Genomic DNA, 7,091 nt, shown 5'->3' with positions numbered 1-7,091 from the left:
GTCCGCACAACGTGAGTTCACCGACCCCTTACAGCAGATCGGCTTCGGGCTCAAAACGAGGTGAGGTTATGGGCCGTTCATCCACGATAAGGCGTTCAATCAGATGAGGCGGGATGGCGTCGTCTAACATGGGCCGCAGCTGGGCCAGGCAATCGGTAAGCCGCTGGCAAAGCGCTGGGCGCTGCGCCGGATCGTCGCAATGGAGTGAAGCGTCGGCCAGGTTTTCACAATGGCCTGCCATCACGGTGAAATCGGTGGTTGCATCGAAAGGAATGGAAAGTAATGCGTGAGTTTGAGTGGGGATTGTAGCCATAGCCATAAGGCAGCCTCCAATGAGTGACGAATTTAAAAAAAGACGCAACATCGTCTTATCGTCAGTGAGGTTAATTAGGGTTCCAATCCCAGCACCTGATTTTGCAGGTGCAGCTAAAAGATACCGTTAACGGCAATGAACCGCAAGGAATTTTTTGGCGGAGAATGACTGCAATAAAATCCAGTTAAGTAATGCTTATCACATGGTTAGCTAATAAATTATAGCCTACTTTCTCATAAACACCGCGTCCAAAACCTGTGACGTGGCTTCATCCCGCAACAATGCTGCGCGGACATCATCCCTGGAGTGCAGAGCCATTGTGCTTTGCGCCGGCGACCAATCGGGTGAGAAGCAGTTGTATGGCCGTATGATTTCACGGGCCGACGAAGTGTTCAGCCGGCATCGGGTAAACGCGACATAGATATGCCCCAGCCCTCTGGATTGAGGATGAAATTCCTACAAGGGCTCCGCCTCAGCGCCCCTGACATAAGGGGCAACCCTCAACTCGCGAGCATAAGCTTTTTAACAGCGAATAAAAATAGTGCTTATTGCAGGGTCATCAGACTATCCAACTCTTGATCAGTCAGCCCGGTGGAGTGCTTAACTATCGAGCGCTCAATACCGCAGGTGATCAATTGGCGGGCTATTTTCACCGCAGCGTTTTTTTCACCTTTTTGTTCGCCTTTTTGTTCACCTATTTGTTCACCTCTTTGCTCGCCAATCAGGATACCTTCCTGAATACCCTCTTGCTTGCCCTGCTGTATACCCTTTTGCATGCCCTGCTGCCGTAGTTGCTCAGCTATGGTCATAACATCCTCCCGATAATCAGTGGTATTCTGGTCAATATTATGCAGAAATTGTTCTGCATCCGAGGTGGTTCCACACTCTGCGATATAAAACATCAAGCTGCGAAACTGCGCATGTGGCAGCACCCATTGGCTTATCAGCCGGGCGATATCGTTGCTTAGCTCCAGCATGTCACGGGTTCGGATGTGCTTTTGAATCAGCTCCAGAACCGCCACTCGCCGATGGGTCATGATCTCATCATCCGGCATAGTGGTGATGTCAATCAGTGGGAACGGTCGTGTGTAAACCGATTTTGCCAGTTCAGGGTCGGCAAAGCAATCCAGCCAATAAGTAGTATAGGGGTAAGGTGAGGTGCGTCCATGGTAAAACAGCAGCGGTATCACCACCGGCAACTGCTTATGCCCTTGGTCGAGATGTTGCTGCATGGCCTCAAGGCAATAACCCAGCATCCGGAAAGGCATCTTCTTTTCAGGGCGAGATTGATGCTCTATGACCGTATAAATGTAACCTGGCCCGCCTGTTGTTTTTACAGAATACAACATATCAGAGTAGCGGCTGCGCAGATTGTTTTTGATAAAGGTGCTGGGTTCCATGGCTAAGGTGCTCAAATCGCAGCGCTGGCGTAATGGGGTGGGCAGATGGATATCAAGGAAATCCCGCGCCACATTGATATCCCCGAGAAATTTTTTGAACAGCGCATCGTGATGTGACGATAATTTTGTCATAACGCCTCCCTGGCAAATTGGGATGGCATACTATCGCATCAGGGAAACGTGGATCTATAGTCGAAACCGTAACTACTGCACTGTTTTAACCAATAAATCATAAAATGGAATGCGGTACGCAGAGTGACTTTATTTCCGTCAAAGGGTATGGAAAAGCCCAACATCCAATATATGTTGGACCACATCGGCGAAGCGGACGCCCAAGAGAAACTCGACGCATGTTGCCCTGGAATGAGGACTTGGCCCCTTATTCAAAAATGTGCCGCACTATGGATAGAGGTAGTACGTCGATTTAACGGTGTTTACCGTATACATGAGTTGATAGTGAACATAACTGTTTGATTTCAAATTTTAAACAGCACGGGTAAGTAACTCAGGCAGTCACCGTCTACTATTTGACAATATAAGCCTTTATTCATATAAATATATAAGTAAAGGCTTATATGGAAAGCGTGTAGTGTGGGAAGTTAACCTTACGGAAACATTTAAGGAGTGGCTGCTAGCTCAGGAAAAAGGCCTCAAAAAACGTATCGCTGCCAGCCTTCTTAACCTGCAGCAGTACGGCCCGAGTCTTCCAAGACCCTACGCGGATACAGTCAAGGGCTCTCAGTATCCCAACATGAAGGAGCTCAGGGTACAGCATGCAGGTCATCCGGTTCGCGCCTTCTACGTGTTTGATCCAGAACGCAGGGCCATCGTGCTTTGCACCGACGACAAATCGTATGAGAGGCAGTTGTATAACCGTATGATTTCACGGGCCGACGAGGTGTTCAGCCGGCATCTGGACGACATGAAGAGGAAAGATAAATGACTGACCTGAATGACTTCCTGACAACTGAGTTTTCAGATGTAGAACGTGCTGAAATCCAGCTTATTGCAGACGAAATGATCCTTGATACTGGCCTGCAACTGCTCCGTGAAGAGCTGACACTGTCTCAGAAAACCGTCGCCGAGGCGATGGGTGTAAAACAGCCCCGCATCACGCAGATCGAGCAAGGTGGTGCTGATCAGCGACTGATCACCATTAAGCGCTACATTGAGGCCATGGGCGGAAAACTGAGCCTGTACGTTGAAATGCCTGACGGATCCGGCGGAAGGACCATGCGAGTGTGAGCAGGGAGACCGCTCGGGCAAGTATATGCATTCCCCGCTTCGCCTTTATGCAGTCCTAACGCGACACCGCTTACAACCTCGTTCTCCTGGTGTTCGGCAAGGCATTTTACTTAAAATGCCGTCCTTGCAAGTCTTGGGTAAACACGGCATAGAGACACTCCAGCCCTCTGGATTGAGGATGAAATCCCTACAAGGGCATCGTCTCAACGACTCTGACATACGGGGTAACCCTCAACTTGCGAGCATAAGCTTTTTAAACAGCGAACAAATATGGCAATTATTGCAGACCCATCAGGCTATCCAACTCTTGATCAGTCAGCCCAGTAGAATGCTTAACGACTGAGCGCTCAATACCGCAGGTGATCAATTGGCGGGCTATTTTCACTGCGGCGTTTTTCTCACCTTTTTGTTCGCCTCGTTGTTCGCCTCTTTGTTCAGCTCTTTGTTCGCCAATCAGGATGCCTTCCTGAATACCCTTTTGCATGCCCTGCTGCCGTAGTACCTCAGCTATCTTCATCGCATCCTCCCGATAATCAGTGATCTTTTGGTCAATATTATACAAAAATTGTTCTACATCCGAGGTGGTTCCACACTCCGCGATATAAAACATCAAGCTGCGGAACTGCGCATGTGGCAGCGCCCATTGGCTTATCAGCCGGGCGATATCGTTGCTTAACTCCAGCATATCACGGGTTCGGATATGCTTTTGAATCAGCTCCAGAACCGCCACTCGCCGATGGGTCATGATCTCATCATCCGGCAGGGTGGTGAGATCAATCAGCGGGAACGCCTGAGTGTAAACCGATTTTGCCAGTTCAGGGTCGGCAAAGCAATCCAGCCAATAAGTAGTATAGGGATAAGGTGAGGTGCGTCCATGGTAAAACAGCAGCGGTATCACCACCGGCAACTGCTTATGCCCCTGGTCGAGATGTTGCTGCATGGCCTCAAGGCAATAACCCAGCATACGGAAGGGCATCTTTTTTTCAGGGCGAGATTGGTGTTCTATCACCGTATAAATGTAGCCTGGCCCACCCGTGGTCTGCACCGAATACAACATATCAGAGTAGCGGCTACGCAGATTGTTTTTAATAAAGGTGCTGGATTCCATGGCTAAGGTGCTCAAATCGCAGCGCTGGCGTAATGGGGCGGGCAGATGAATATTAAGAAAATCCCGCGCCACATTGATATCCCCGAGAAATTTTTTGAACAGCGCATCGTGATGTGACGATAATTTTGTCATCAAGCCTCCCTGGCAAATTGGGATGGCATACTATCGCATCAGGGAAACGTGGATCTATAGTCGAAACCGTAATTACGCTGTTGTTTTAACAAATAAATCATAAAATGGAATGCGGTACGCAGAGTGACTTTATTTCCCTCAAAGTGTACGGCCACGTTTTACCTCATCCCCTCAATGAGGTCACGACCGTCCACTGGATCGTGAAAATAACCAAACTTGCCGGCCAGTTCGCAAAAAACACACAGACTACTGAAAATTACCCATGCACCTACAAAAAAGTCTTTTCATGGGTGGTACGGTTAGTTATAGTTTTTGCGCTGTCGCAATATCGGCAGCCGGGCGTAGGAACCCGTGTTACTTATTGGTGACACAACACGCGCCAAGCGTGTATTTTATGTTGTGGCCTTAGTCTGCCGTTTTGTATGCAGCGGTTTTTACCGCGATGCAGTTATACAATTGTGGCTCAGGTGGGGCAGCCTTCGGGCTGGCCGGTGTTCAATAAGGCCGATATTCCTACCCCTCATAAGCGTAGGAACTCCAGTGGTAGCAATAACCGTTACTTATTGGAGGCCACTACCATGGCTATGTTCCCCGTTATTTCGCATTCCGCCTTTACGGTCATTTCTGCCAGCATGGAGGTGACGCGCTGATGAATATCGATAATCAATCCTGTTTCCCGTTGGAATTGCGCTTTATCGTCGCGCCGTGGCCTGCGCTTATCAAACAACCTGTGAGCACTACGGGATCCAACTGGCCTTAAGCCTGGACGCACTGGAAGCCAAAATTGCCAATGAGGTGGAAGCGCCCCATGTGAATTGGACGTCACTTGACCCCGGATGAAAAGACTATTCTAGCAGGTCTGCTTATTCAACTAATGCGCAGACGTAAGGCGCACCGCACGCCCGCCGCGCGGGCATCAATGACACGACGTAACGCGATAAGAAATGCGGGGATCCCACATTCTTGGTAAATGTCTGCTAATGCCGTTTGAAGATAAATCTCAGCATATGCAGGATCTGCGCGTAAGGTTTTTATCATATCCGCATCACGGCTCACTGAAAACGGGTAATCGGTTGTAACCGCCTTAGAGGCGGTCTTTTTGTTGGTTGTCGCGGTCATGATTTAAGCCTCTTTTCATAATCGGCTAAGTATCTGATGACTTTATCAACGTCGGTATTTTGCGTTTTTTTGTTCCCCCGATAAAGAGCAAGATTATTTTGCCTTTTATTACTGAATAATAAATCCGGTATCCAGCAGCATAATCAATCCGTCTTTCAGGGGCACTCGTCAAGGCGCTATGCGGCATCTCCGGTATCAATTTCACAAAGTGAGATACTCGCTTAAGGCGATCCACCCTGATCCCCCTTAGTCTGTTGATATCACCCCTGCAAATACTACGCATTGGCTAATCAATAAGCACCATCACGCCGCAACACCACATTGATGGTTTTAAACAGAATGGCAATATCATTCCACAAAGACCAGTTTTTGACATACCATGCATCGAAATAAACCCGCACATCATAATCAACATCATTACGGCCGCTCACCTGCCACAGCCCGGTCATGCCCGGTTTAGCCATCAGGTAATAATCGGCATCACCAGCATAACGCTGGAGTTCTACTTCAATCACCGGTCTTGGCCCTACCAGGCTCATTTCACCACGAAAAACGTTCCAAAGTTGCGGTAACTCGTCAAGACTGGTTTTACGCAGAAATTGCCCCACTTTGGTAATGCGCGGATCGTTTTTAAGTTTAAAGTCCTTATCCCATTCCTGACGGGCCTCTTCGCTATTGGCCAACAACTCAGCCAGCACTTCTTTGGAATTTAGCACCATGGAACGAAATTTCAGACAAAAGAATTTCTTGCCGTTTAAGCCAATTCGTTCATGTCCATAGATTGGGTTACCGCCATCACGGGATACCTGATACAGGATAAAGAGTATTATTGGCGATAAAAACAGCATAATTAATGATGAGCCTAAAATATCAAATCCGCGCTTAAGAAAACGTGAAGATCGCTTAGCTAAGTTATTGCTTACCCGTAAAATCATCACTTCGTGGCTAAAAATAAACGACATATCAGTGCCATACAAGGGCACACCACGCAAGGTCGGAATAACAGATACGGAACGGCAGTAATGTTTAGCTAAATTCTTTAACCAATAATCCCGCTTGGAATGCTGCTCAAATTCTACCGCCACGATAAATTGGGTATTATCAATATCTACCAGTGACCAGAGTTCGTCTTCACTATGGATCACCGGAATGTCCAACAAATGACAAAAATCACCCGGTTCTACTGCATAAAAAGCAATAACATCAAATCCCAATATTTCTTCACTTTGCAGTGCGTGGTAAGCATCACAAGCATTTTTTCCTGAGCCAATAATAACGGTTTGTTTTTTCCAAATGCCCAATCGGTTTAATACACGCTTAACCACCGCACGGCTTAACGGGATAGTGATACAAGCAATCACCCAGGTAAAAAACCATACATACCTGGATAACTCCCATTTGGAAAACGCCACAATAGCCAGATCGATAACCGAGAAGATAAGTAACGTCCGCAGAACTTCTTTTAGCTCAAACCAAAATGGTTTGCGATAAGTATAATGCCGTAGCCTGGTCCAAAACCAGGTCACACAAACAATAGACAATATAATATGCGAATAGTATCTGGAATGTATCTCACTTTGTGGTACAAACGCATACAAATCATTTGACATGTAGCCTATTATCACAAATGACAGGACTAACGAGAGATTAAAGAAAAGCAAATCTGAAAATGCCAATGCTATTTTTGTTACTGCACTTTGAAGAGAATAGTTATTTTTTTTCATATTAGCTCTTTGTTAGCAATTAATGAAGACGCCTCTCTAACAACCCGATA

Annotated in this window: 7 protein-coding genes and 1 pseudogene; 4 read left to right on the top strand and 4 right to left on the bottom strand. The window is 47.2% G+C overall.

Features of this window, described 5'->3' with window-relative positions; translation table 11 throughout:
* Positions 1-28: 28 nt before the first annotated feature.
* Together SJI19_RS01860 and SJI19_RS01855 are read right to left on the bottom strand one after the other, a co-directional pair.
* The gene (locus SJI19_RS01860; protein WP_323476545.1) at positions 29-319 is read right to left on the bottom strand and encodes a hypothetical protein; all 291 of its coding nucleotides are present in this window, start codon (positions 317-319) and stop codon (positions 29-31) included.
* 539 nt (positions 320-858) lie between these two features.
* Positions 859-1,845 carry an Rpn family recombination-promoting nuclease/putative transposase gene (locus SJI19_RS01855; RefSeq protein ID WP_323476544.1) on the bottom strand — a complete coding sequence of 329 codons (987 nt, stop codon included), beginning with the start codon at positions 1,843-1,845 and terminating at the stop codon, positions 859-861.
* 457 nt (positions 1,846-2,302) lie between these two features.
* Between SJI19_RS01855 and SJI19_RS01850 the strand changes: the two genes are divergently transcribed.
* On the top strand, positions 2,303-2,656 hold the full coding sequence (locus SJI19_RS01850) for a type II toxin-antitoxin system RelE/ParE family toxin (RefSeq protein WP_323476543.1): 354 nt from the start codon (positions 2,303-2,305) through the stop codon (positions 2,654-2,656).
* Entirely contained in the window at positions 2,653-2,958 is a 306-nt protein-coding gene (locus tag SJI19_RS01845) for a helix-turn-helix transcriptional regulator (RefSeq protein WP_323476542.1), read from the top strand. Before SJI19_RS01850 ends, SJI19_RS01845 begins: the two co-directional genes overlap by 4 nt.
* A 277-nt stretch (positions 2,959-3,235) precedes the next feature.
* Here SJI19_RS01845 and SJI19_RS01840 read toward each other — a convergent pair whose 3' ends face one another.
* Positions 3,236-4,198: an Rpn family recombination-promoting nuclease/putative transposase gene (locus tag SJI19_RS01840; RefSeq protein WP_323476541.1), complete on the bottom strand. Its 963-nt coding sequence runs from the start codon at positions 4,196-4,198 to the stop codon at positions 3,236-3,238.
* A 422-nt stretch (positions 4,199-4,620) separates the two neighbouring features.
* Here SJI19_RS01840 and SJI19_RS01835 point away from each other — a divergent pair, with 422 nt between their 5' ends.
* Positions 4,621-4,848 carry an ash family protein gene (locus SJI19_RS01835; protein WP_323476540.1) on the top strand — a complete coding sequence of 76 codons (228 nt, stop codon included), beginning with the start codon at positions 4,621-4,623 and terminating at the stop codon, positions 4,846-4,848.
* A gap of 16 nt (positions 4,849-4,864) precedes the next feature.
* Positions 4,865-4,999, top strand: a pseudogene (locus tag SJI19_RS01830) (DUF5375 family protein); the annotation flags it as partial.
* 608 nt (positions 5,000-5,607) lie between these two features.
* On the opposite strand, the gene wbaP reads toward SJI19_RS01830, so the two are convergent.
* On the bottom strand, positions 5,608-7,041 hold the full coding sequence (gene wbaP, locus SJI19_RS01825) for an undecaprenyl-phosphate galactose phosphotransferase WbaP (RefSeq protein WP_323476539.1): 1,434 nt from the start codon (positions 7,039-7,041) through the stop codon (positions 5,608-5,610).
* Between the last annotated feature and the right edge of the window lie 50 nt (positions 7,042-7,091).

Source organism: Acerihabitans sp. TG2, assembly GCF_035013185.1.
Taxonomy (GTDB): Bacteria; Pseudomonadota; Gammaproteobacteria; order Enterobacterales; family Enterobacteriaceae; genus Acerihabitans.
This window is presented reverse-complemented; position numbering and strand designations above follow the sequence as displayed.